The organism is Taibaiella chishuiensis (assembly GCF_003014535.1).
Classification (GTDB): Bacteria; Bacteroidota; Bacteroidia; order Chitinophagales; family Chitinophagaceae; genus Taibaiella; species Taibaiella chishuiensis.
On the sequence record NZ_PYGD01000001.1, the window covers coordinates 144,018 to 168,313 of the forward strand.

19 protein-coding genes are annotated in these 24,296 nt (G+C 50.4%); 7 read left to right on the forward strand and 12 right to left on the reverse strand.

Annotated elements, in window-relative coordinates; translation table 11 throughout:
* Positions 1-38: 38 nt before the first annotated feature.
* The 8 genes from B0I18_RS00595 to B0I18_RS00630 are packed head-to-tail and all read right to left on the reverse strand — an operon-like array spanning position 39 to position 7,140.
* Positions 39-1,049, reverse strand: a complete 1,011-nt coding sequence (locus B0I18_RS00595) for a Gfo/Idh/MocA family protein (protein ID WP_106520711.1) — start codon at positions 1,047-1,049, stop codon at positions 39-41.
* A 29-nt stretch (positions 1,050-1,078) separates the two neighbouring features.
* Positions 1,079-1,630 (reverse strand): GNAT family N-acetyltransferase, encoded by a 552-nt coding sequence (locus B0I18_RS00600; RefSeq protein WP_106520712.1) that lies wholly within the window; start codon positions 1,628-1,630, stop codon positions 1,079-1,081.
* Between the two features lie 12 nt (positions 1,631-1,642).
* A complete protein-coding gene (locus B0I18_RS00605; RefSeq protein WP_106520713.1) occupies positions 1,643-2,407 on the reverse strand; it encodes a class I SAM-dependent methyltransferase in 765 nt (254 codons plus the stop codon).
* 55 nt (positions 2,408-2,462) lie between these two features.
* Complete coding sequence (locus tag B0I18_RS00610; RefSeq protein ID WP_106520714.1) at positions 2,463-3,707, reverse strand: acyl-CoA reductase; 1,245 nt, start codon at positions 3,705-3,707, stop codon at positions 2,463-2,465.
* Positions 3,708-3,709: 2 nt separating this feature from the next.
* Positions 3,710-4,780, reverse strand: a complete 1,071-nt coding sequence (locus tag B0I18_RS00615; protein WP_106520715.1) for a LuxE/PaaK family acyltransferase — start codon at positions 4,778-4,780, stop codon at positions 3,710-3,712.
* Entirely contained in the window at positions 4,780-6,150 is a 1,371-nt protein-coding gene (locus B0I18_RS00620) for an AMP-binding protein (RefSeq protein ID WP_106520716.1), read from the reverse strand. Before B0I18_RS00620 ends, B0I18_RS00615 begins: the two co-directional genes overlap by 1 nt.
* A 4-nt stretch (positions 6,151-6,154) precedes the next feature.
* Positions 6,155-6,901: an SDR family NAD(P)-dependent oxidoreductase gene (locus tag B0I18_RS00625; RefSeq protein WP_106520717.1), complete on the reverse strand. Its 747-nt coding sequence runs from the start codon at positions 6,899-6,901 to the stop codon at positions 6,155-6,157.
* Positions 6,901-7,140 (reverse strand): acyl carrier protein, encoded by a 240-nt coding sequence (locus B0I18_RS00630; RefSeq protein WP_106520718.1) that lies wholly within the window; start codon positions 7,138-7,140, stop codon positions 6,901-6,903. Before B0I18_RS00630 ends, B0I18_RS00625 begins: the two co-directional genes overlap by 1 nt.
* A gap of 522 nt (positions 7,141-7,662) precedes the next feature.
* On the opposite strand from B0I18_RS00630, the gene B0I18_RS00635 reads away from it, so the two are divergent.
* The 4 genes from B0I18_RS00635 to corA all read left to right on the forward strand — a co-directional run bounded on the left by B0I18_RS00635 (position 7,663) and on the right by corA (position 13,372).
* Positions 7,663-8,451, forward strand: coding sequence for a LytR/AlgR family response regulator transcription factor (locus tag B0I18_RS00635; protein WP_106520719.1), 789 nt, complete (start codon positions 7,663-7,665; stop codon positions 8,449-8,451).
* Complete coding sequence (locus tag B0I18_RS00640) at positions 8,444-11,380, forward strand: sensor histidine kinase (protein WP_106520720.1); 2,937 nt, start codon at positions 8,444-8,446, stop codon at positions 11,378-11,380. Before B0I18_RS00635 ends, B0I18_RS00640 begins: the two co-directional genes overlap by 8 nt.
* A 102-nt stretch (positions 11,381-11,482) precedes the next feature.
* Entirely contained in the window at positions 11,483-12,205 is a 723-nt protein-coding gene (locus tag B0I18_RS00645; RefSeq protein WP_106520721.1) for a porin family protein, read from the forward strand.
* Between the two features lie 69 nt (positions 12,206-12,274).
* Entirely contained in the window at positions 12,275-13,372 is a 1,098-nt protein-coding gene (gene corA, locus B0I18_RS00650; protein ID WP_106520722.1) for a magnesium/cobalt transporter CorA, read from the forward strand.
* Here corA and B0I18_RS00655 read toward each other — a convergent pair.
* From B0I18_RS00655 to B0I18_RS00665, 3 genes are all read right to left on the reverse strand, one after another.
* The gene (locus B0I18_RS00655; protein WP_106520723.1) at positions 13,369-15,126 is read right to left on the reverse strand and encodes an ABC transporter ATP-binding protein; all 1,758 of its coding nucleotides are present in this window, start codon (positions 15,124-15,126) and stop codon (positions 13,369-13,371) included. The two genes, corA and B0I18_RS00655, sit on opposite strands and share 4 nt — an antisense overlap.
* A gap of 37 nt (positions 15,127-15,163) precedes the next feature.
* A complete protein-coding gene (locus B0I18_RS00660) occupies positions 15,164-16,912 on the reverse strand; it encodes an ABC transporter ATP-binding protein (RefSeq protein ID WP_106520724.1) in 1,749 nt (582 codons plus the stop codon).
* 99 nt (positions 16,913-17,011) lie between these two features.
* On the reverse strand, positions 17,012-19,177 hold the full coding sequence (locus B0I18_RS00665) for a TonB-dependent receptor (RefSeq protein WP_106520725.1): 2,166 nt from the start codon (positions 19,175-19,177) through the stop codon (positions 17,012-17,014).
* 221 nt (positions 19,178-19,398) lie between these two features.
* On the opposite strand from B0I18_RS00665, the gene B0I18_RS25190 reads away from it, so the two are divergent.
* The 3 genes from B0I18_RS25190 to B0I18_RS00680 all read left to right on the forward strand — a co-directional run bounded on the left by B0I18_RS25190 (position 19,399) and on the right by B0I18_RS00680 (position 22,544).
* Entirely contained in the window at positions 19,399-20,568 is a 1,170-nt protein-coding gene (locus B0I18_RS25190) for a MerR family transcriptional regulator (RefSeq protein WP_219905891.1), read from the forward strand.
* Between the two features lie 144 nt (positions 20,569-20,712).
* Positions 20,713-21,228 (forward strand): thioredoxin family protein, encoded by a 516-nt coding sequence (locus tag B0I18_RS00675; protein WP_146146620.1) that lies wholly within the window; start codon positions 20,713-20,715, stop codon positions 21,226-21,228.
* Positions 21,229-21,281: 53 nt separating this feature from the next.
* A complete protein-coding gene (locus B0I18_RS00680; RefSeq protein ID WP_106520727.1) occupies positions 21,282-22,544 on the forward strand; it encodes an NAD(P)/FAD-dependent oxidoreductase in 1,263 nt (420 codons plus the stop codon).
* Between the two features lie 75 nt (positions 22,545-22,619).
* Here the strand turns inward: B0I18_RS00680 and B0I18_RS00685 are convergent, their stop codons facing one another.
* The gene (locus B0I18_RS00685) at positions 22,620-24,188 is read right to left on the reverse strand and encodes an Ig-like domain-containing domain (RefSeq protein WP_181358278.1); all 1,569 of its coding nucleotides are present in this window, start codon (positions 24,186-24,188) and stop codon (positions 22,620-22,622) included.
* Positions 24,189-24,296: the final 108 nt, after the last annotated feature.

Genomic DNA, 24,296 nt, shown 5'->3' on the forward strand with positions numbered 1-24,296 from the left:
TTTCTTTAATTTATAATATTACCCCGGATAGCCGGTTGCTATGCGTTCACCTTTACTTCCCTGCCCTTGTCTTTGATACTCTCCTGCGCGGCTTCCAGCAGGGCCACCACATCGCGCCCCAGCTGCCAGTTCGATAAAGGTTCTGACCCGGTGCGGACGGCCTGTATAAAGTCGGTAGCCATGCCGAACAAAGCTTCCTTCTGTGCCAGCTTAGGCACGAATATATCGCCGGTACGGTAGTCGATCAGCAGTTTCCGCTTTTCTTCATCGTTGGTTACATTATAACCGGTGTCGTATACCTTTACTTTTTCGGAGGGTTCCACATCGTCGAAAAGCACCATCTTTTTACTCCCGCCGATCAGGATGGTCCGTAGCTTTACGGGCGAGGTCCAGGAGCAGTTAAAATGCGCGATCTTGGGCACATTATAATTAACCGTAAGGTAAGCGATATTCTCGATACCGTTTGGCGTATGGGATACGCCGGTAGCGCAAACACTTACCGGGCGCTCTTTTACGAGGTGGAACAGGATGGAGATATCGTGCGGGGCCAGATCCCAGAGCACATTCACGTCCTGTTGAAAAAGCCCGAGGTTGATCCGTGTGGAATCGAAGTATTCGATCTCGCCGATCTCTTTGGAATCGATCAGCTCTTTGATCTTCTGTACCGCCCCGGTATACAGGAAGGTATGGTCGACCATCAGCACAAGGCCTTTTTCCGAAGCCAGCGCACCCAGCTCATCTGCTTCTGCGACCGAAGGCGTCATCGGCTTTTCGAGCAGTACATGCTTGCCGGCCTGTAGTGCCTTCAGGGCCAGCGGGTAGTGCGTCTGCACCGGCGTTGCGATGATTACGGCATCCACTCCGGCATCCGAAAAGATATCTTCTACATCCGTGGTAACACCGATACCCGGGTATTGCTTACTGATCAGGTCCAGCCGGGGCTGCCGCAGGTCCGAAACCCACTTCACCTTACAGTTGTCCACTGCATTAAAATTGCGTACAAGGTTAGGGCCCCAGTAGCCATAACCGATTATTGCGACATTGGTCATTGCATAATTGGATTGAAACGATTTATAAATCAGGCTTCGGCCGGCAAAGATAGGTTATGAAACCCTTTGAATTTCTGCAACATAGCCGGGAACTGTTCTTTATAAAACTCGTAAAATATATCAAGATCCGATTCCCTGTAAATATGTGCGCCGTAAGAAAGATGGAATTTAACCACATTCCTGTTTTCGATACGCACATCGGACAAGGTCTTTTTCAATCCCAGGATATGAAATGCGATATAATAAACCAGCATAGCGCTTTCCATGGCGGTATACATCGGCGCATCGGGATGTATGATCCAGCGCCCCCAGTTAAAGGTACCCGCCTGCTCGTCGATCTGGTAAATGGCTACAGCGCCCAGCCTGTTGCCCGCCAGGTCTTTGATGGTAAAATTATAATCGCCCGGCTTATCGTATACCATACGAATCCAGTTCTCCTGGTCCTCTACTTTCGGGCTCGTCGGATTGAGATGCTTGTTCAGCGCAGGGTCCATTCTCAGTCCGAGAATAAAGGCAGCATCTTCTGCTACAGAAGAGCATAATTGTATGCGTTTGCCGGTTACGGGTTCTTTTAAATGCATTGTAAAAATATTTTACCAGATAATATAAGATACATAGTTGCCATTGGGCGAACGTACGAGATTCCGTTGTGCAATATCCAGCTCCTCCATGAAGGCCTGGGTCTCACCGGGAAACTGGGCCATACATAATTCGTCGAAGGCTACTACGGCGCCTTTCACCAGGTACTTTTTCAGCAGTTGCAGACACTCTTTGGTAGGTTTATAAATGTCCATATCGAAATATGCAAAGGCGACAAGCGTTTCTTTCTGTCTTTCGAGGTATTGCTTCAATTCTGCGCCTGCATCACCTTTGATGATCTCAAATTTTTTGTGGTGATTATTGGGGTTGATGCTTTCATGGTACTGCATGATGCGCTCAAGATACTGATCGTAGCTTTGATCGCCCAGGTCCTGCGTTTTGTAGCTGCCCTCATGAATAAGATCGTGATTACCGTCTTCTTTCGTCGTGCCTTCGAAACCTCCGAAGGTATCGAAGCCAATAATTTTCCGGGAAAGATTATAGGGCTCATACATGGCGCGCAAAGAGGCTATAAGCGCGAGGTTTTGTCCGTAACGGCAGCCGAATTCCATAACTACACCATGCGTATTGATAATTTTTCGGTACAGCTCATCGAGAAACAGGATACGGGAAAGTTGCCAACGGTTGATGAACAGCCCCTGGTGCGCAAACAGTTCCCCTTTCGGGATCGGGCAATGATCATAGAGCTCGATTAATTCTTGCTTTGCCGCGATTGCAGCCGGCGAAGAAAAGGTGCCGGTTAGATTGGGATGGGTCATATTATTGCGGTTTATTCTATAAAATCTTTTCTCCCTTCTTTTTCGTAAAGCCGGTTTATCTTTCCAGGTATATCTTCCGGGATAATGCTTCGAGCAGGTTATAACCGTCCCAGATATAGTTAAAATCAAGTGCATGCCCCAGGGGAACAATGCGGTCTATACCTTCTCCCCGGCTCAATGACACAAGCGCATCCAGTGCTGTATCATCCAGGCCGAAATAAGATACTGTTTGCAGCTTGTTGTCCACAAAAGGCAACAGCCCATCCACCGAGTCGAGCCGGCGGGTATAAAAGTAACCGCCCCCGCAGGAATGTGGCAAAGCTGCTTCCGTTGCGTCCTGCGTGCGCAATGCAGCAAAAGTCACATAATTATCGCCCCATTTATGATCAATGGTCCTGTCCAGGGTATCGTCGACCATGCGGTTCAGCTTGAGCGAAGCGATGGAAGCAATATCCGTATCGTAGCGGCCGGCTATAGCACCTGACAGCAGGCTGACCATTTCTGTTACACAGGTTTCGTAAGCGGCTTCGTCGCCCAGCAGGAATACCGATTGCGGCGACGAACAGCCTTTCTGATCGAAGGTATAGGCATCGTTAAAAAACAGGCGGGCAAAGTTTTCCCGGCCTTTTGCGTCGAGCTCATTAAAGGCATTGCAATCGATACACAACAAGGAGACCCTGTCGGCAAACACGATATCACGGGTGCGCGGTGCAGGTTTAAAATCGCGGAATGCAGCAATCGTACTGTCGCCACCCCATATTACACGGGCATTGCAGCGCCCCGAGATGGCGGTGCTTATTGCATCGTTGTGCGGGTAAGTTATGATATGGATATAATCCCGGAACAGTGCGAATTCTGCCAGTCCCAGGAGTTCATTTAATGTATCGAACAGGAACGTGATCTGCGGCGCCTCCATACGCGCCGATATACGCAACAGGTTTTTATTCCCCATCAGTACCGATACCGCCAGGCTATAGATAAACATGGTATCTACATTGGCCGGGCAAACATGGAATACACGCCCCAGCGGGCTTAGTGAAAAATGTGCCTGTCCGAAAAGATGACTGTTTTCCTTTTGTATCTGCAGCAGGTTGGCCCTCCTGATCCAAAACGCCAAAGCTGCGATTTCCGGCAGCCGGTTTACGCTCCGGTCTGCAAGCAGCTTTTTAGAGAAAGTATCAAAGAAAGCAAGCGTCCGTTCGTCGAAGGGCGCCAAGCCGTATACCGTAGTGGTATCAAAAAATGGCAATTCGTTCAGATCGGTATCCCGGCGTTCGGGTGTCAGTAGCTGGACATTCATGATTATCGGGATTTAAAAGTGTCGCTGCAACCCCGCAATTCCGCTTTTTTAGCCCTGCCGGTCACCTTAAAATATTTTCCTTTCCAGCCATTGCTGGCATCGTCTTCTCCCATAATCACCCCGATATCTTCGGTAAGCAGGGAGTGCCCGGGATAACTTTGCGGCAATACACTGATAACCTGTACGAGGCCCGGCACCCCATGTGGCTGTACCGAAAAGTCGGCAGGATTACGGATAATAACATCCGCAAAATTAGGACAGTGCAGGTAGCCGTCTGAGTTTTCTAAAAATACCGAGCCGATCTGTTCGATCATTCCATAAAAGTTGTAGATCTGGTCCAGGCCAAACCGGTCTTTCAGCGAGGCACGGAATACGGAGTTATCTACCGCCATATCCGTCATTTTTTTCCAGCCGCCGCTATGGATCAGTATAGCCTTACTCAGGTCGTAGCGCTTGCCAGTTTTAGCATTAAACAGGTAGAGCCATACCATAAAAGTAAAGCCGAAAATAAAAAAGGGTTGCCCGTCGTAGCGTTCGAGAAAGGACGCCAGTACCTGTTCGTCGAATTCGAAATTATCGTCAAGCACATAAGTATGGTCCTTACCAAACACCGACAAGCCCAGGATACCCGCACCCCGTGCGGAATAGGATTGTTTATTGGCGAATACGGCCTTGGAGTCGATGATCAGCATAGGCAGACGCGCCTTGCCCAGTACATGGGTGATGATCTTGGATAAGGCCAGCGACTGCAGCTGTGCCGTTTCTTTATTCAGGAAAATACGGCTTACTGCATCGCCCGTAGTACCGCTTGATGTCAGCACTTTGAACACCTCGCTATCCGGGATGCTCTTCAGTTCATGATTTTTAAAGGCAGATACCGGCAGGAAAGGCAGATCGGCAAGCGTTGCAGGCTGCCGTATGCTACCCTCAAACACGGTATTGTAAATATCGCGATAGGCCGCACAGGATCCCAGGTGCCACTGATGCCGTTCCAGCAGAAGCGGCAGCAGCTCCCGGTTTTTTTCATCCCGGGTGAGCGAATATTGTATGGTATTTAAAAGATCGTTCAACATTATCGTTCCGCGTACATTTTTTGTATCCTGGTATAATCTGTTTTGCCATTGGCCGTAAGCGGCAGCTCCGGCACGGTCCACACTTTCACAACCGAAGGATGCAATTTGAGCGTCGTCGTTATCAATGCTGCCACAGTCTGCTCATCTACTTCCGGCCGGTCGGTTACCAGCAGCATCAACTTATCTTCTATGCCCACAGCTTTAACCGGTACATCCAGGTTTATCGCAAGCAACTGTTCCACTTCATCAAGATTGATACGGCTGCCAAACAGTTTGACAAACCGGTTGATCCTCCCGGTGATGTAATAGAAGCCGTCTTCATCTTTGCGCGCCAGGTCGCCGGTACGCAACCAGGCTGGCTGGCTGTAATCCGACAGGTCATTAATACCGGTTACATAACCACCAAACACATTCGGCCCGGCGTACAACAGTTCACCATTATCCGGATCGATATCGAAAGTACCTCCCGGAATAGGGACCCCTATAGCAGAGGGATGGCGCTCCAGTTCGGCAGGGGGAAGATAGGCCATACGGGCCGTCGCTTCCGTTTGCCCGTACATCACATAAAATGCATAGCGCTTTTCTGAGGCATAGGCAGCGAACTTATGAACAAGCGCTTCGCGCAAACGGCCGCCGGCCTGGGTAAAATATTTTAAAGAAGGGTAGTCTTTTTTCGTGAAGCCGATACGGTCCAGCATTTCGTAAACGAAAGGTACGCCCGCAATGGAAGTATATCCCAGTTGCTCCATACCCGACCAGAATTCGCGGTTGAGGATATCGGTATGACAGCAAACCAGGGTACCGCCGAAAATGGCGTTGCTGGTCAGTACGGATAAACCGTAGGAGTAGTAGACCGGTAGGTTAAGGGGGGTTACATCGGTACCGCAGACCGGCAGGTAGCCGGCAATAGACTTTGCATTTTCCAGCAAGTTGTTTTCCGAAAGCTTTACAAACTTAGGAGAGCCCGTGGTGCCGGAAGTACTCAGCAATAGCTTTACATCCGGGTGTATATTCACGTCCTTAAGCGTATCGCGCGTAAAAAGGGGTTGATCCGCCGCGTACTGGTACCCGGTTATATCGGTTCTGGCAGGATCGTAGATATAAGCAGGTTCGTAACGCCGCTCCAGCTCGTCCTTGAAATGTGGCGCCAGATCGGGGCTCAGCAGGGCACAGACATGCGGGCTTTTCAAAAAGGACAACAAAATAGTAATAGCAGGGAGTGTATTATCCAGGTAGAGCAAGGCCAGCCGGCGGGTATTACCCGGTAAGGATAACAGGGAGAGGTCTTCCAACCGGAATACTTTACCGGGATCCGCTTCGTTAATGAAGCGCAGCTGTTGGTTTGCCTGTATTTCGTTGAAGAGTTTCATAATCTTAGAGCATCATACCTCCATCCACACCAATAACCTGTCCTGTTACATAACCCGAAAGCTCCGAGGCCAGGAACAGCGCAACCCGTGCCACATCTTCCGGTTTCCCGGCGCGTTTCATACCGATACTGGCCAGGGTCTTTTCCCTCGCCGGCGCGGGAAGGCCGGCAACCAGCTCCGTTTCTATAAAACCCGGAGCAATAGCATTAACCCTTATGTTTAATGGGGCCAGTTCTTTGCTGAGCGACCGGGTAAACCCGATCACCCCGCTTTTTGCGGCAGCATAGGCCGATTGCCCGGCGCTGCCGTTGGTGCCCACGATAGAGCTCAGGTTGATAACCGATCCGCCTCTCCGGCGGATCAGCGATTTCACTGCGGCCTGTGTTACATGGAACGTGCCATACAGGTTCACTTCTACGTTCTGCCTCATAACCTCCGGCTTCAGGGTAAGCAGGGAGGCATCTATCATCTGGCCGGCGTTATTGACCACGATATCAATATCCATCTTTGCACCAGTAATCGTCGCGAAAACAGCTTTTACCTGTTCCGGATCAGACACATCGGCTGTATAAACGGTAACGGAAACGGGATAAACCTCTTCCAGTTTTCTTTTTTGCTGTTCCAACTGGTCGCTGTTACGTGCCAGCAGGATCAGGCCGGCGCCTTCGGCGGCAAACAATGTGGCGATAGCTTCGCCTATGCCCCTCGTAGAGCCGGTAATAAGAGCCGTTTTACCTTTTAGCAGCGACATCAGAATACGATGTTATACTTGGTCAGGATCTCTTTCGCCTTTCCTACAGAGCTCAGATCAATCACATCGTCGGTATCGATAGCAACACCAAAGGTATCCTCCAGCTGGCTGATCAGGATCATATGCGTTATAGAATCCCACTCGGGAATAGCCTGGTAAGCCAAATCGTCTTGAATGGTTTCCTGGGGAACGGCTAAAGCTTCTGAAAATGCATGGATCAGTTTTTCGGTATTGCTCATAAAAGTTATTAACTACCTTTTTTAATTATCGGTAAAGGGTTACAAAAGTAGTTATAATTTGGCACAAAGAGAAAGCCGGCGGGCAGCGCATAACCCCTTCAGAATGCGGCAACAGAAAGGCATTGCCCGGCATTCAGGCATCGAACTATGGAAAAACCCGGCGCTGCTCTGCCCAGGCAACCGTTGCGGAGTCTTCGTCCGCTACACGTAAGCTGACCAGCAATGAAATACACAAAAAGCACATACGTAATTTACTCCTGAGCAGCGCCGCTTTTTTATACCGGCGAACCCGCGACAGCGCTTACAGGGGCACAACAAACGCCTGCAGCAGACAGCTATTGCACTACGAACGGTACTATTTTCTTTACGAGCGGTAGGCAGGATCAAAAAAGGGTAAAAGCTCCATAATTAATGTATAAATTTATGGGCTTTAACCTGTCTTTGTTTACGTTAAAGAATATCTTTACAATTCCGCTTCAGGTATACCGTACTCAGGACCATCATTGCATGTCATTTTAACCCATGGAAACGCTTAACCTACTCCTCGTTGACGACGAACAGGAAGCCTGTATGAATTTAAAGCATATCCTGCTGGATTATATAGATAAGGATATCAATATTCTCGATGTTGCACACAGCACGAAAGATGCCGAGGAAAAAATTGCACGGTTAAAGCCCAATGCGGTGTTTCTTGACATTGCCATGCCCAACGAGAACGCTTTCCAGTTCCTGGAAAGGATTAGCCCTATCAATTTTGAGATCGTATTTGTAACGGCCTACGACGAGTATGCAGTAAGAGCCTTCAAACTGAATGCCGTAGACTACGTACTCAAACCGATTCATATCGAAGACCTGCGCAATGCGGTGGAAAAGCTGAAAGAAAAAGTATTCTACAGGAATATAGTGAACAATGTACCGGTATACAATGAACTATCGCTGCAGATCGGCCAGAAGAAGAAGCAATCGCAGATCATCCTGAAGGATAACCACATCATGGAAGCCGTGCCTTTTAAACACATCCATTATATTAAGGCTATGGGCAGCTATTCGATGATCTACTATTTCAAAAACCGGGAAGAAAAAACCTTCCTGATGTCACGACCTATATCCGAATACGAGGACCTGTTACCGAAGGACTCTTTCTTCCGGATACACCGTTCGTACCTGCTTAATTGCAATTGCATCCGGAAGATCGTTAAGGAAGAAATCCCTTCCGTGATCCTGCAGGACAATACCCATCTCCCGATCGGGCGGCGCCGTTTTTCCGCCCTGATGTCTTTTCTCGAAAACTTTAACCTGTCTGATGCCTAGGCGTTCTTACTACCTGCTGCTCGTCCTGGCTCTGGTTTCGGCCATCAATAAGGCTTGGGGACAGCTGCCCCCGATGCAGCATTTTACTGTGGACGACGGTTTACCTTCCAACCTGATCTATTCTATTAATGTAGATCACCAGGGCTACCTGTGGTTTTCGACCAACAAGGGCATTTCGCGATTTAACGGGACCTGGTTCCAGAACTTCAGCACCTTCGACGGCATGCCCGACAACGAAGTATTTGCGGCCATGCCCGATCATAAAAATCGCTTATGGCTATCCAATTACAGCGGGCAGCTCTGTTATATGGAGCATAATGTTTTCCATACACCGGCCAATACGCCCTGGCTCCGGTTGCCGTTCAGATCTGCGGTGTCTGGTATGTATCCACAGACCGACAGTAGCCTCAATGCCGTATTCGGCAGCGTGCACCAATTCGTCAATATCCGCAACCACCAGCTGCGTATTATTAAAACGCCAATGATACCCAAAAGGCTGTGTTATGTCCGAAGCCTCTCCAACAGGCGTTTCCGGCTTTTCTACGCCGATTTCTGTATCGACATCGACACGCTGGGCAAGGCCTATGATACGATAAAATACACCAACCACAAGTTCTACCAGCCCATTAATATAAAACCAAACGGTAGCTATATGCTACTGGCAGATGACGGCATCTACTCCTCCGACCTGCATAAGTTGTACAACCTGCGCAATACGAGATTCAATATTGGTTATTCAGTAGGGGCGAACATCATTGCCAACGATTGTTTTGTAGGATTGCTCAACGGGTTTACGATCAACGACTCTATCCATATCCGGATCGGGGAACACGTCAACTTTTTCGAACAAGACAACAAGGGCAATATCTGGATAGCAACCAGGGGCAACGGCATTTATAAACTGAGCAAACATTTTAACCACATTACGGAATACAACAAACAATACAAAGACCAGGTATTGTATGCCCGGTATGTGGGTAATAAACTGTTCTATGTAACCAACGAAGGTAGCCTTTACGAATTCAGTAATGGTGTATCTCATTTGCGGCACCAGAATTACAGCGACTACCGCAACAACGCCATCTACTTTGCCCGTTCTAATTTCCTGATCGACAACAATGGCAATTTCACTCAGTTTTACGCGTACCAAACCGTGTTTATAACAGGACTATTGGCAGGCAAACCACAGGTACACCGCTTCTATTCTTATTGGGACAATAATATCAAAGAGATCATCTATAACGGGAAGTACATCTACTATGTCCCCTTTTCCGATAATATCAGGCAATTTACGTATACTGACTTTTTCAAAAAAGGCGTCCCGCACTATGAGGATATCGTGACAATACCTCCCGAAAGCCAAAGCCACATTTTATCGAGAGCAGTAAACCCTGCCGATTCGAGTCTCTGGCTCTCGCATACCCTTGGCGTATACCGGATCAAAGAAAAAGAGATCACCCGGCAATCGCAGTTCAGGAATATAAGTTTCAGGCAATTCGTATTCCACGGGCCTTACCTGCTGGGAATTACGGAAGATAATCACCTCGTAGTCTGTAACATTAACAGTGGCAGGGTCGACACGGTAACCACCCAGGATTATATCTGGGAAACTATTTACCCTATAGACCGCAACCGTTGCCTGGTAAGCACCAATAACCTGTACTGCGTACTCACCTTTCATCCTCCCACGGACCAGGGCCGGGCCCGCTACACGATACAGCCTATCGAAAACAGCTTTATACCGCGGCAGGCCGACTGCGTAGCGGCCGACTCAACTTACTGCTTCTTTTTCAAAAAAGGAACAATAACCAAAGTCGGCACCAGCGTTCTTTTCGGCAAGATGGCGCCGCCCACGCCGGTATTGCAATTACTGAGAACCAGTGCCGGAACCCATACCATAAGCCCGGAGATCACCATTCCCTACAGCGAATCGCGGAACATAAGCCTGCTCTTCGATAACATATCATTCTCCGGCAAGGAAGCCAGTTCGGAATATTCGATCACGGAACAAGGCCGGGAAAACTGGCGGCCGATCGCCGGCAACGAAATCAACCTGAACCGGCCGGGCTTCGGCAGTTTTATTATAAAGGTAAGATCCAGAACACCCTCCAGTGGCTACTCCCAGCCGGCTATCCTGCACCTTATCATCCTGCGTCCCTTCTGGGCAAGCTGGTGGTTTATACTTACGGGCATAGCCGTATCTATCGTGCTGTTTTACTTTACCCTGTTATTGCTTACCCGCCGCCGGCTGGCCAAGAAACAGAAGGAACATGACTCAGAAATGAAATACCAACAAGCGGAGTACAAAGCATTGAATGCTCTGATGAACCCACATTTTATTTTCAACAGCCTGAATAACATACAAGGCCTGATCAATAAAAACGAGAAAAGGATCGCCAATGCGTACCTGGTTGTTTTTTCCGACCTCATTCGCCAGAATATGCACAATATCTCCCGCGGGTTTATCTCCCTGCAGGATGAGATCAACCTGGTTGAGAATTACCTCAACCTGGAAAAACTGCGATTCAAAGAGTTTATCAATTACGACATTATCGTGGACGATGAAGTAGAGGCTGACTTTATCATGATCCCACCACTTATGATCCAGCCCCTGGTCGAAAACGCAGTAAAACATGGCCTCCTGCCTAAACAATCGGAGCAAAACAGGGTAACCATACGGGTGTTTGAGGAACAGGACCTGTTGTACATCGAGATCATTGATAACGGCGTGGGACTTACCTATGCCCGCGAGCACCTCAGTAACCTGCACGAGTCTTTTGGGCTGTCGAACCTGCAGAAGCGTGCAGAATACCTGAAAAAGATACAAAAGCGTAAACTAGACCTGGAAATAACGGAATTGAAAGATGCCGGGGGACAGATCCTGGGTACACGGGCCAGGATCATTATGGAACTCGATGAGCAATCATGAACCAGCCACAGGGCGGCAGATCAGCCGCTTACTAATATTTTTCCGGCAAAAGTTTTAAAGTATCACCAGGAAAATTATCTTTGTTTGATTAAAAATACCGGGATGAAAAAAATTTTAAGCATTATTACCTTAATTGGGCTCGGCTCCCCGGCTATGGCTCAGGACATTAAAGTGGGGCCGGAAATAGGCGCTACTTACAATACCATGTATCAGAAGCTGAACGGGGCCAAAAGGGAAACCAATTACCAGGTAGGCTTTAAAATAGGCGGTGTGGTAGACCTGCCCCTCAACGAAATGTTTTCGCTGCAGCCGGGCCTGTTCCTCTCCCTGAATAACGGCACGGAAAGCTATTACGAACGCAATTTCAAATCCGGTGCAGGTGTACCGAACGCCCAGCGCGACCGCAGGAATTACGGCGTCACTTATGTACAACTCCCGGTATATGCTTTATTTAAAACAGGTAAGGAATATGACGATCCCCATTTCTTTTTCGGTATAGGCCCTTCTTTCAATTATGCTGTGGGCGGCGGTTTCAAACAGGAATTCACCAATACCATTAACGGCGAAGACCGCACCTCCCGCTACGATTACAGCATTCCTATCGGTAACAGCAAAACCAAAGATAAGATCAGGCCTTTCGATATCAGCGCCAATGTAACCGTTGGTTACGAAGCGCCTTTCGGGCTCTTCTTCCGCGCTTATTACGGCGTAGGCTTGCTTAACCTCGCGCCATCCGGCGACTCGGACAATAAGTTCCGGGCGCATGGCGGTGGTCTCTCGGTAGGCTTCCTCTTTAATACCACCCACGGACCGCGTTGGCGATAAGATAATTTAACTACTTTTGATAAAGGACACCTTACCGGTGTCCTTTTTTAATCAGAAAAATTTCGACCTGTGTCATTCCGTAAAGCATACGCACGCACCTTTGGCCCCCTGCTCTCCGCATTCAGTAAGAGAAGAAAAAGAGATACGTATAACCCCAAGCGGGAAGCAATTACGGCGCCGGATATCCCTACCGTTTATACCATTTATGATTACAACGAAGGGAAATGTGAACGCATAGCGACCGACCAGCTGGTGCATTGCATGCCGCATACCCACGATACGCACAACACCTGGATCAATGTGGACGGGCTGCGCAAAGAGGAAGTAGAACGGCTCTGCGCCAACTTCGGCATTCACCCCCTGCTTACCGAAGATATACTGAGCACCGGCCAGCGGGCCAAGGCCGACGATATGGACAGCCACCTTTTTTGCCTGCTGCCCATGCTTACCTATAACCAGGATACCGGTCTGATCCATACCGAACAACTCAGTATCGTGCTCGGCGACAACTATGTGATCTCGTTCCAGCCCGATCCCAAACAAGACCCCTTCGACCCGCTGCGCGAAAAATTGCGCAACGACCTGGCGCCGGTACGAAAAAAAACGGTGGACTACCTGGCCTATTGCCTGATCGATGCCGTAGTGGACGACTACTTTACGGTACTGGAAAAACTCTCCGACCGGCTGGAAAAACTGGAAGATGAAGTGGTGATCAAACCCAACAGCGCCGTGTTACTGAAAATAACGTTGCTGCGCCAGGAGATCATGGTGGTGAAAAGGGCCATCAGCCCGGTACGCGAACTGGTAAACAGTTTCTGGCATTCCGATAACGAACTGATCCGCGAGATCAACCACAAGTATTTTAAAGATATCTACGACCATATATCGCTGGCGATCGAATACACGGAGAACTATCGCGAGGTGGCGATCAACCTGCAGGACCTGTATATGAACCAGGTGAACACGCGGATGAATGAAGTGATGAAGATACTGACCGTGGTAACAACGCTGCTGGCGCCGGCAACCGTGATTGGCGGTATCTTCGGAATGAACTTCGATATTATACCCTTCCAGCATCACCACCACGGCTTTATAATTGCCGTAGTGTCGATGTTATCCATATCGGTGCTGATGCTGTTGCTGTTTCGCAAAAAGGGCTGGTTCTAACTTTCCCGTTTCCCTTCCAGCAGCATATGCAGGGCATTATCGAGCGAGCCGGCGGTAATAATGGTACCGGCATTTACGAAGAAGATCTCGTCGGCATTCTCGATCGTATTCAGGCGGTGTGCGATAATGACCCGCGTGGTTTCGGGGGGCAGCAATTGCAACACTTCCTGTAACTGCCGCTCGGTTACGGTATCGATATTGGCCGTGGCCTCGTCGAGCACCAGCAGGGCAGGCTTACGCAATACCGCACGGATAAAGGCTATGAGCTGGCGTTGCCCCAGGCTTATGCCTTCGCCACCCGAGGCTACCGGTGTATCGAGCCCCTGGTCGAAGCGTATGAGCAGGCGATCCAGCCCGGTTTCCTGCAACAGTACCATCAGGGCCTCGTTACTGATGTCCTGGTACTTACGGTTGCCATACAGGATATTGTCCCTGAGCGTGCCGGTAAAGAGTACCGGCTCCTGCAGGATAAAGCCGATCAGCCCGGTACGTTCCTCTTCGGTATAATCTTTTATATTCCTCCCTTTCAGGTACACGATGCCTTCTGTAGGATCATAGAGCCGCGCGATCAGCGAAGCCGTTGTGGTTTTGCCACCGCCTGTAGGTCCTACCAGGGCATAGGTCTTACCCTGTTCCATACTGAAGTTGATATCGTGCAGTACTTTTTTGCCATCGGGATACTGGAACGATACGCCCGAGAACTGCAACAGCGAAGCCGACACTTTGATGGTATTGAGCTCAGGCACTTTGGCGCCATCACTGGGCGCTTTCATTTCGAGGATCAGCGCGATGCGGTCCCAGGCAGCCATTGCCGTCTGGAAACCCGCCCAGAGTGCTGCCAGCTGGCGCAGGGGCATGTAAAAATTCTGTACGTACACCACGAAGCTGATGAGCAAACCCAGGGTAAACGAACCGGCGGCAATCAGGGAGATACCGTATACCAATACAATAAGCAGGGCAATATTGGAAAACAGGCCGAATACCGGGGCAAAGATATTATTGGCCAGACCCGCACCTATAGCGGCTTTGTAGTTCTCGGCATTGGCATCGTCAAAACGTTTCCGGAAATAGTCGCGCCGGTTAAAGGTAATGATGGTCTTAAAGTTCTGCAGGCTCTCCTGGATCTCGGCGCTCAGGCCGCCGGTATGTTTCATACTCGCCGCATTCTTTTTCTTTACCCAGCCCGATGCCAGTTGTACAAACACCAGGATGAGCACGCCCGGCAACAGCGAAGCACCGCCCAGCTTCACATTGATACACAGCAGGAAGATCGCCGCACCGGCCATCGTAAAGATGCTGTCGACGAACTGCATCAGGGATTGCGAAAAAAACTGGTTGACCTTATCGGTATCGTTGTTGATCCTGGAGATCAGGTCGCCGGTTTTGTTCTGGTTAAAGAAAGCCACGGGCAGTTGCTGCAGTTTGCCAAACACCTCGTTGCGCAGGCGGTACAGCATACGCTGGCCCACGCCGCCCATCAGTTTGGTCTGCAGGTATTCGGTGCCGGCCCATATGATATACATAACCAGCAGCAGGCCCGAAAATACCGCCAGGCCGTGGTAATTGCCCTGCGCGATGTAGTGATCGATGGCATAGCCCATAAGGTAAGGCGTCAGCATGGTAATACCTGCGTTCAGCAGCATCACGAAAAAGGCGAGGAACAACTCCCGCTTTTCGGATTTCATAAACTGGAGCATCTTACCCAGGGCTGCCCGGGTCGATGTTTTCTGATCGGTATTAAGACTATAATTCATTTGCGGGTATACAACCTGTTTAATACTTTTTTTGCGGTTAAGATTCCTGGTCCTGCGGCAGCGATTGCTGCGAGTCGTAGATCTGCACATATTCAGGGCAGGCCGCCATCAGTTCGGTATGGGTGCCGCTGGCTACCACTTCGCCTTCCATCAACAGTATGATCTGGTCGAAATCCTTTACGGAGCTTACTTTCTGCGTAATGGACAAGAGCGTGATGCCGGGATAGTTCTGCCGCACATTTTCCAGTATCTTCTCTTCTGTAGCGGCATCTACACGGGCGGTAAAGTCATCGAGCAACAGGATCTTAGGTTCGATCGCCAGGGCCCTGGCCAGCATTACCCGTTGTTTTTGTCCGCCCGAAAGGCTGTTGCCCCGTTCAGATACCAGGGTGTCGAGCTGCTGGGGTAAGGTGGCTACAAAGTCCTGCAGCTCGGCCGTACGGATCGCTTTATCCATGGCCGCATCACTCACCGCCGTGTTGAAAGCGATATTCTCGCGCAGGCTCATATTGAAAATGATGCTATCCTGGAAAGCCAGTCCCACCTGGGCCAGCAGCGACTCCTGCCTGTATTCGGCAATGGGGATACCGTCGTAACAGATCGTGCCTTCTTTGGGCCGGGTCAGCGTGGTCAGCAGGTAGAGCAATTGCGTTTTGCCCGCCGCTGTAGGGCCGATGATGGCCGTTCGCGACCCTGCTTTCACTTCGAAGGATATGTTTTTCAACGCAGCCTTTTCGCCATAAAACACGCTCACATCTTTTACTTCGATATTGCCATCCAGCTCCCGGCTTACCGTACCGCCGTCTACCGTATCGGGCGCATGCAATGTGCTGTAGATACGGGCATAGGAGGCCGAGGCGCGGGCAATGACATTGCTCATAAACCCGATCACCAGGATCGGGAAGATCAGGATGGCGATATAACTGTTGAAGGCGGCAAACTCGCCCAGGGTCATGCCACCGGAGATCACGTAATGCCCGCCCAGCGCCAGCACGGCCAGCCGGGCCATATTGGCGGTAAATACGATAACGGGTATCAGCATGGCAAACAGGCGCAGGATGGACATACCCAGGCTTTTGGCCTCCTTGCTGATGTCCATAAACTTGTTGTACTCCGTGGCCTGGGCATTCAGTACGCGGATCAGCGCGGCGCCCAATATACTTTCGTTGATGACCTTGTTGAGCTTATCGACTACTTCCTGCCCTTTCTTAAAGAGTATCCTTACCTTCTTCAACACGAACATGAACGTGAGCGCGATAACAGGGATAATGAGCAGTACGATCAGCCCCAGTTTCCAGTTGATCTGGAGCAACAGGACAGCCGCGCCGATGATGAGTACGATTGAAGAAACGATAGACACGATGGCCTGCGACACGAACATCTTGATCGCATCCACATCGGAAGTAAGGTTGGTAAGCAATTTGCCGGGTGTAGCCTCCTGGATATAGAGGTAACTTTGTTGCGATATCTTGGCGGAGAGCCGGGTACGCAGGTCGCGGGCAACCTTTTCTGAAGCATAGGTTTGTACGATGCTCTGGAAATACATGAAGATAAAGATGAGCACTGCCGCCAGCGAGAAAGACAACAGGATGTGCTTTACATCAAACACGCCTTTACCATAGTTGTCTATACCCTGTTGTACGATTTTAGGGATAACGAGGTTCAGTGCATTACTAAGCAGGGCGAAGAGCAATAGGGCCAGGATGAGCCTGGAATAAGGCTTGAGCAATTGTATGATGCTGGGCTTGGGCCCTGCCGCTGCAGATTTTCGATCGGGTGCTTTCATCAAAATGGGAATAAAGTATAACCGGCTTACTGCCGGCAGCAGGTTTTACTACCGGTTGCCCGCAGCCCGGGGCTGCAAACGGGCAACCGGCAAATGTACCTACAATTCGTCCTTGTCAAATTTACTTAGCGAAATATTAACCCCGGCAAAAATGGTGCGGAACATCGCGGGCTGTACCGGGTAGCGGTTCTGGCCATCGGCCGAGTAACGGTAGCCGAATATGTTTTTCCGGTTCATCACATTGTCCACGCTCAGGTAAAATACCGTAAACCATTTGCCGATGCTGCGCAGGTAACTTACCTGCAGCGCTACATTGTGGTAGTCGGGGGTACGGTCGCCCAGGAATACCGGGTTGGCCGGGTTATAATAGGGTTTGCCGCTGGCATAGCTATACGTACCGCTTACCATGGTCGACCACTTTTCGATCCAGTACTTGGTTACCAGGCTCAGGTTATGATCCGAAATAAAGTCGGGTGTAGCCTCGGCCGGGAAATTCTTGTACAGCCTTTTGGTATTGATATAACTGTACGACAACCAGTATTCGAAGTTCTTCACTGTTTTCTTATCGCGCCAGAACAGCTCCAGGCCCTGCGCATAGCCATCGCCTGTATTGTTGACCAGGCCCTGGATAAAACGGTAACTATTGGGATCATAATTGCTGACCTGTTCTTTTACCAGCTCATGGTAGCTCTTGTAATATCCTTCCAGCCTCAGGGTACGGTCGTTTTTAGCGTACATATAGTTGGCGATATAGTGCACGGCCATCTGCTGCCCCGGGCGATAGCCCTGCAACAGGTATTGCTTATCGGCATTCTGGTAAAAGAGGCCGCCTGCCACCGATACACTGCTGAAGTTACCGGTTTTGATAGAGGCTGAAAAGCGGGGCGACACATTGGTCGTAAGTAGCAACCGGCTGTGCTCTACCCTTACACCCGGCCTGAAAGCCAGCCAGTACAGTGGCGTCCACTCCGCTTCCGCATATCCGGCAATTTGTGTTTCGGTAAAACCACCTACCATACTGTCGAATGTCCTTTCGACTTTAAAATGCTGCACTTCGGCGCCCGCTACGATGTTAAGCCGCGACACGGCATACCAGGTAAGCTCGCTGCGTACCTGCGCCCTGCGCTCCTTACTGCCTGTAGGAAAATTACCCCATTTGGAATCGTCGTTGTTGTAGGAATAAGAAGCCGCGCTAAACCATTTAAACTTGCTGCCGAAAGCCTGTTTGAACGTAGCCTGGGTGTAGGCATTTTTATTCTTCATGGCAAAGTTCATCATATCGCCGGCCGTGAAGGGGTTGGGCAGCAGGATACCCGATTTATTTTCGGAGTAATTACCCATGATCTTAAAAAGGCCGCCGGACTTCGTTTTCCAGTCGTAACCTACAGAACCGCCTCCACCTTTGGGCACATCATAAAAGTCGAAATTGGTTTTGGCAATGCCATAAAAAGGAGAGAGATTGGTATAGTTGGCAGAAGCCCTTACCGCCATAGTATTATCGTTGAAGATCTTGGAGCCCGAGGCATAAAGCCCGGCCATATGGGCGCCGAGATTGATCGTGCTTTCGTCGGGCATATCCAGGGTATTCATTTCCAATACCGAAGACATGGCCTGCCCGTAACGTGCACTATAACCGCCACTGCTAAAGGCTATGCCTTTGAACTGGAATGCGCCGAAGCGGCTGCGTTGCTGTACACCGGGCGCATCGCTGAAAAAGGGGTTCTGTAATACCAGCCCATCAACTACGATGGCGGCTTCGCTCGCATCGCCTCCCCTTACCATCATACCGGTTTGGGTACCATTGCGCTGCACACCGGGCAACATTTGCATGGCGGCAATAGGGTCAGCGCCCGAGCCTGCCGTGGTTACGATATCGAGCGGCTCCAGCACGGTTTTCTGTGTACCGTCGGCCGAGCCGAAGCTGCCGGCCGTAATGGTTACCTGCTGCAGGGTATTGGCCACATTTTTCATGGTCATGGCAATATCGCCGCTGAGCGCATCGAGGTTAACCGGCTTCGAAACCGGCTCGTAACCGATAGCCGTTACCGCCAGAACCTGCTCGCCCTTTTCGCTGGTATTCAGTACAAACTTACCCGCAGTATCGCTGGTTGTACCGTCAAGGGTATTTTCGAGCGATACGCTGGCGCCGCTTACGGGAGCGCCCTTCGGATCTTTAACGGTGCCTTTGAGCGTGACTTGTGCCTGTGCGGCGGTTACTGCGAAGAAGCTTAAAATAGATAGTAGATAGGTAAAGGATCGATTCATGTTTGCATTTTTTGCGATACAAAAGTAAAGCGTTTCCAGCTTAGCAAAATAACATTTCGGTTACCGGCAGCAAGGTTTCGGTAAATGGACCGGATGCCGCTGTCAGCCGCTTCGGGACAAGGCCCCGCCACGAGGGCCGATGTGCATAAATAAGCCCCGCTTTAACAAAAAAATCTGCAAATTTCAGCTAAGTTTGTCGTCATCACAATCGGAATATTTTTATGGAAGCCCGCATGCTCAGCCTGTTTGACGACGAAGACTTTTTACCCCAGGAAAAGCCCAAAACCGCTAAGCCTAAAAAGTCGCCGGCAAAAAAGGAAAGTGCAACGGCCCCGACAGAAGATGCGCCCCAGGAAGAAGAGGAGCAGGTAGCAACCCCGGCGCCGGTAGCGACCGGTATACCGGAAGAGCCTGCCGTTGCAGACAGCAGCAATGCGCCTCACCTGGAAATGCCCCAAACACCGGAGCCCGCCCAGGCTACAGCCATACCCGCTGAAACCGAGGTTATCGATACCCCTCACGAAGATGAGGTGCAGCCGGAACCCGCAGTTGACGAAGCCGAGGAGACTGCAGCAGCAACAGCGTCCGTTAACACCCATCACGAAGAAGAAGCGCAGCCGGAACCCGCAGTAGACGAAGCCGAGGAGACTGCAGCAGCAACGGCGTCCGTTAACACCCATCACGAAGAAGAAGCGCGGCCGGAACCCGCAGTTGACCAAGCCGAGGAGACTGCAGCAGCAACGGCGTCCGTCGCGCCCCATCAAGAAGATGAAGCGCAGCCGGAACCCGCAGCAGACGAAGCCAAGGAGACTGCAGCAGCGCCGGTAACACCGGCGGCTGCAGATGAGGAACTGAACCGCCAGATCTTGAGCGAGCTCATCCTCAGCGACTATACAGCGCTGATCCATAAGGAATACCCCTTCGACCTGAAACACGCCGAGGTTGTAAAAAAAGATAAAGAGGTAAAGACGCCCGACCCGGTACGGAAGCCGGTAATAGCAGTACAGGAAGAACCCGAGGAGCCTGAAATGGAAGAAGAAACCGATGATGAGCCGGTAGCCCCCTTACCCGAATGGGATCTCGACAAAAGGTATTATACGATCGGCGAGGTAGCGCAATTGTTTAAAGTAAACACCTCGCATATCCGTTTCTGGACCAATGAATTTAAGCTGCGGCCGCGTACTACGCGTAAAGGCGACCGCCTGTACAGTCCCGAAGACATTGCCCAGCTTCGCCTGATCCACCACCTGGTTAAAGAAAAAAAACACACCATAAAAGGCGCCAAAGAGAAGCTGAAAGCGGGCAAAGAAGCCGTAGGCCAGAAGCTCGATCTTAAGGACTCCCTGGTATCGCTGAAGGAAATGCTGATCCGGATCAAAGAGCAACTGTAACCCGGAGCAACCGTTTTTATAACCCGGCTTCGATAAAACCAATAACAGGACCGGTGTAAATCCGTTATTTTTGAAGCAACAGGCGCCGGGCTCCCGGAAATGGCCGGATCCGGTACGGGGCCACAACCCCATAAAATAACGATAATGAAAAGAATCCTCTTATTGCTTTCCTTAACCCTTGGGTATATGAGCGTACAGGCGCAAAACAAGTCTGATTATGAAGTAATACCTTCCGAGAATAATACGGAAGTGATCTATAAAGGGCAATGCACTTTTGACGATATCGGTAAAGTAGCGGCCTTCCACCTGCAGGAAAATGCAGCCGCCTATAAACCTGATGCCGCAGTTACCGCCGCGCTGAAAGAAAAGCTGGGCGCTTACCGGCTTACCTTATTCCTGGGTACCTGGTGCGAAGACTCCCACTACCTGGTACCACAGTTGTACAAAGTGCTCGAAGCCGCAGGATATCCCCTGAACACCATTACGCTTTATGCCGTAGACCGCGCAAAAAAAGCGAGGAACCACGAAGAAGAAACCTATGCCATCACGAATGTGCCCACCCTTATCGTATCGCAGGGCGACAAAGAAACCGGCCGCATCACCGAATCCGTACATAAAAGCGTAGAGCAGGACCTGCTCGATATCATCGTAAAAAAATAACCGGGTTATACCTTACCCTTCGCCCCCTGTACCTTTACAGGCTATCCGACAACATGAATAACCCATCCTATCCCGTAATCATTATCGGCTGCGGACCGGCAGCCGCAGGCGCATCCATGTTCCTGAGCAAAGCCGGTGTCCGTCACCTGATCCTCGAAAAAGACAGTTTCCCGAGAGACAAAATATGCGGCGATGGCTGCAGCGGTAAAACAGCGCTGGTGCTTCGCAAAGCAAATCCTGCCTATCTCGATGAGATATTTGCCGATGGAGAGCGCTTCCTGCCCAGCTTTGGCGTGGTGTTTGCCGCACCCAATGGCAAAGCGATCGATATTCCCTTCGGCACTGATAAAATCGTGGAAGGCCGTCCGCCGGGCTTTACCGTTAAACGCGAAATATTCGATCATTTCCTGTTCAGCAAACTGCAGGGCCCGCATACTACCATTATCCAGCGTGCCACGGTAACCGGTATCGATACCTCAAGCGGAGGTTATACCGTAACTTACAAAGACAACAGCAGCCCGGATGGCGCCTTACAATCGGTACAATGCAGCCTGCTTATCGGCGCTGACGGCGATAAAGGCATTTCCCGCAAAAAGTTATTGCAGCAGGATGTGCTCAGCAAGTCGTCCTTTGTAGGCCTCAGGGCTTACTATGACGGTGTTACCGGCATGCATCCGCAAAATTTTATCGAGCTGCATTTCCTTAAAGACGCGCTGCCGGGTTACTTCTGGATCTTCCCCCTGCCCAACGGGCAAGCCAATATCGGTATCGGTATGGATTCGGAACTCGTCCGGAAAAAGAAGATCAACCTGCGCGAGCTTATGCTTAAGGCCATCAGCGAAAATCCCAATATCCGCCACCGGTTTACCCATGCCCGTATTACCGATAAAATATATGGCTGGGGCCTGCCGATGGGCGTTGAAAAAACCAGGGTATCGGGCGATCATTTCCTGATGACCGGCGATGCCGCTTCGCTGATCGATCCCTTTACGGGCGAGGGCATCGGCAATGCGCTGTACAGCGGCATGCTGGCTGCAGAAGCCGCAGCCAAAGCCCTGGAGCATAACCGGTTCGATGCCGCATTCCTCCAGGAGCATTATGGCGATGTATTGTTTCGCCGGATCGGCGACGAACTGAAACTCAGCTATACCATGCAACGCCTGGTGCGTTATCCCTGGTTATTCGACTTTGTGGTGAACAAAGCACATAAAAGCCCGGCATTACAACAAACGATCAGCAGTATGTTTGCCGATCTGGACATGCGGGCCCTGTTGCGCAAACCCTCCTTCTACTGGAAGATACTAACCAACCAGTAACCTGGCGATGATCCGCAATTTCGTTGTACAATTCCAGACATAAATAAGGAGGCGCAAGCGCCTCCTTATCCGTTATTATTTCTGCTCTGGATCTTTGGGTTTATCCGGCTGTTTATCCGCTTCTTCTTTGTGTTCCGGATCGGCAGCTTCCGGCTCTTCTGTTTTGGGGGGCACAGGCGCCAGGAAGTCGATATCGCTTTCCCAGCCCGCCTTCAATGATATTTCCGGGGTATATGGAATCACCTTTTCGGGCTGTATCTTTTTAAACAACACCCCTTCGTCCCATTTGCCGTTTTTATTGGCATCCACGATAATACGCATACCGTAGGCGCCCGGCTGGAGCAAAGACAGGGTGATCACCGAATCCTTAACCGGCTTTTGGTATATAGAGTCTGCTCCTTTATAAACGACAAGCACGAGACTATCGCTCAGGTATTGCCGGTCCATATGAACCCGGATCGTACCATAGTCTTCTTCCTGTTTGGTACGGAAGATGTATTTGCCCGGCGGCAGCTCTGCTCCTGCCGTATCTTTAGCCCAGCCTTTTACCAGCCTTAAGGTATATACTTTGTCGGGTTGCCATTGGGTATGGATCCTGATGCTGGTGTCTGAAGCCCGCAGTTGCTGTACGGCTTCTACTTCGATACCGCCATTATCGTAACTGAGATATACCTTGCCCGTATCCAGTTTGGACAACTCTTTATAAAGTTCGATAGTAAGCGGCTGTGTCAGTTCGAAAGTACGTAAGCGGCTGCTGGTATCGGCGAGTACCTCGTAACCGATCTTACTTTTTTTGCGGCTTGAAAAGTCGCGGGCGCCACGGCCGGCAACCGGCGTATGTACACTGTCCCGCGTACGGACACTATCCGTGCTATGGGCCAGGGCGGTAGTATCAACAAACTCTTTAAATATTGGGAATACCAGCGAATCGGGTTGCATCGCGGGCACCACCGTCTCTCCTAAAAAGCCCACTTTTTCCTGCCCCATATCATAGATATAGTTACTGTTCAGGTCCTGTACTGCGTAGATCCGGAAAGGCTTTTGCGGCAGGTACTTCAGCGCAAAATAGCCGCGGTTATTGACCTTTACGGCGTACTGCGGTTTATGGCGCAATAATGCCGAGTCGCTTTCTGTTGCAGGATACAACATCACCACCGAAGCGGTATCCGGCGCCCCGGTAGCCGCGTCGAATACCCGGCCCCTCAGCTGCAGGGAGTCAAAATAATCGCCGGTACTGAATATATACACGAAGTTCTTATAGGGCGTGGCCTCGCGGTTATCTACGAGTGCGTTGCCCAGCGACAACCGGTAGGTGGTATTGGGCGGCAGGGTATCGGCGATCTTGATCTCGATACGTTTACCATAGGAAATAACCGATGGATTGATGTTGAGAAAGGGCGACATCTGCAGGTGCTTTTCCAGTTCGCGCACTTCCATATATTTATTGAAATACAGCTCAAGTTTCGTGATCCGGGTATTCTGCGAGGAGTCCGGCGGATCGATACGGAGCAACACCGGGGGTGTCTCATCCTTTTTGCCTCCTTCGGGCGGCACAATATTGGCGCAGCCTTGCACCAGGAAGAGGAACAGGATATAAAAAAGGGTCCGGACCGGGCCGGATCTGAGGGATAAAAAAGAGTGCAAAGGAACAGGTTTTCGGGCTTCAAAAATACGCTTAATTCCCTTAATTACCGGAAAACAGGTTTTACCGGATACTTGGGGAGGGCTGCATAACGTTATCAGAATAGTACA